This window comes from Streptomyces sp. NPDC058464, assembly GCF_042721035.1.
Lineage (GTDB): Bacteria > Actinomycetota > Actinomycetes > Streptomycetales > Streptomycetaceae > Streptomyces.
In genome coordinates, this window is sequence record NZ_JBHXMA010000116.1 from 1 (window position 1) to 2,223 (window position 2,223).

The 2,223-nt window shown below is 69.8% G+C and carries 2 protein-coding genes; both read left to right on the forward strand.

The genetic code is table 11. From position 1 onward, the window contains the following. Nucleotides 1–93 precede the first annotated feature (93 nt). Complete coding sequence (gene istA, locus ACFWPQ_RS51905) at nucleotides 94–1,344, forward strand: IS21 family transposase (RefSeq protein WP_384052187.1); 1,251 nt, start codon at nucleotides 94–96, stop codon at nucleotides 1,342–1,344. Beyond that, nucleotides 1,344–2,150, forward strand: coding sequence for an IS21-like element helper ATPase IstB (gene istB / locus ACFWPQ_RS51910; RefSeq protein WP_384052189.1), 807 nt, complete (start codon nucleotides 1,344–1,346; stop codon nucleotides 2,148–2,150). Before istA ends, istB begins: the two co-directional genes overlap by 1 nt. The last annotated feature ends 73 nt before the right edge of the window (nucleotides 2,151–2,223 follow it).

The window sequence follows — 2,223 nt, forward strand, 5'->3', positions numbered from 1 at the left end:
TGTCGGCGACGGCTGAAAAGTGGACCAGTAGCGACGCTTGAAAGTTGACCCCCTCCAAGGGGTCTGGCTCGTTGAGCCAGGCCGGGAGGAGTGGTGATCAGCGTGGAGGACTGGGCGGAGATCCGCCGGCTTCACCGGGCCGAGCAGATGCCGGTGCGGGCGATCGCAAGGAAGCTGGGCATCTCGAGGAACACCGTCCGCAGGGCGATCGCGGACGACGCGCCGCCGAAGTACCAGCGGGCGCCGAAAGGGTCGATCGTGGACGCGGTCGAGCCGCAGATCCGTGAACTGCTCGAGCAGTGGCCAGAGATGCCCGCGACGGTGATCGCCGAGCGGATCGGCTGGGACCGGGGCCTGACCGTGCTCAAGGACCGGGTCCGGGACCTGCGGCCGGCCTATCGGCCTGCGGATCCGGCCTCGCGGACGGTCTATGAGCCGGGCGAGATCGGCCAGTGCGACCTGTGGTTCCCGCCTGCCGACATCCCGCTCGGCTTCGGCCAGGTCGGGCGGCCGCCGGTGCTGGTCATGGTCGCCGGCTACTCGCGGTGGATCACCGCCCGGATGCTGCCCTCCAGGTCGGCGGCCGACCTGATCGCCGGGCACTGGCGGCTGCTGACCGAGCTCGGTGCCGTCCCGCGGGTGCTGGTCTGGGACAACGAGGGCGCCGTCGGCTCCTGGCGGCCGGGCGGGCCTCAACTGACCGACGAATTCGCTGCGTTCGCCGGGCTGCTGGGCATCAAGTTCCTGCTCTGCAAGCCCCGGGATCCAGAAGCCAAGGGCCTGGTCGAGCGGGCCAACGGCTATCTGGAGACGTCGTTCCTGCCCGGGCGCGTGTTCACCTCGCCGGCCGACTTCAACATCCAGCTCGCCGACTGGCTGACCAAGGCCAACCGGCGCATCCACCGCACCTTGCAGGCCCGCCCCTCCGACCGGCTGGAGGCCGACCGCTCCCGCATGCTGGCCCTGCCGCCGATCGCCCCGCCGGGCTGGTGGAAGGCATCCCTGCGGCTGCCCCGGGACCACTACGTCCGCCTGGACACCTGCGACTACTCGGTGCACCCGCTGGCCGTCGGCCGCCGCATCGAGGTCGCCGCCGACCTGGACCAGGTCCTGGTGACCTGCGACGGCGTCGAGGTCGCCCGCCATGCCCGCAGCTGGGCCCGCCACCAGACCATCACCGACCCCGACCACGCGGCAGCTGCCGCGGCAGCCCGCAAGAAGGCCGCCGGCACGAAACCGGCGCCGGTGGACGTGACGGAGGTCGAGGAGCGGTCGCTGGACACCTACGACCGGATCTTCGGCGTCATCGACGGCGGTCTGAGCACGAGTGAGGGGGCAGCGTGATGAGCACGAAGAACGGCACGAACCAGGCCAGGACCAGTCGCGATGTCGGCTCCGAACTCGTCTATCTGACGAAGGCGTTGAAGGCTCCGGCCCTGCGCGATGCGGCCACCCGGCTCGCCGAGCGGGCCCGCGATGAGGGCTGGAGCCACGAGGAATATCTGGCCGCCTGCCTGCAGCGGGAGGTCGCAGCCCGCGACTCCCACGGCGCCGAGGGCCGCATCCGCGCGGCCCGTTTCCCCTCCCGCAAGTCGCTGGAGGACTTCGACTTCGACCACCAGCGGTCCGTGAAACGCGAGGTCATCGCCCATCTGGGGACGTTGGACTTCGTCGTCGGGAAGGAGAACGTGATCTTCCTGGGGCCGCCCGGCACCGGCAAGACCCACCTTGCCACCGGGTTGGGCATCCGGGCCTGCCAGGCCGGCCACCGGGTCGCCTTCGCCACCGCCGCCCAGTGGGTCACCCGCCTCGCTGAAGCTCATCAAGCGGGCAGGCTCAGCGACGAGTTGACCCGTCTGGGACGGATCCCGCTGATCGTCGTGGACGAGGTCGGCTACATCCCCTTCGAACCCGAGGCCGCGAACCTGTTCTTCCAGTTCATCTCGGGCCGCTACGAACGCGCCTCCGTGATCGTGACCAGCAACAAGCCCTTCGGACGCTGGGGCGAGGTCTTCGGCGACGACACCGTCGCCGCCGCGATGATCGACCGCCTCGTCCACCACGCCGAAGTGATCTCGCTGAAGGGCGACAGCTACCGCATGCGCGGCCGCGACCTCGGACGGGTTCCCGCAGCCAACACCGGGGAATGACCAACATCAACTGACGCAGTGGGGGTCACTTTTCATCCGTCGGATATGGGTCACGATTCACGCGCCGCCGACA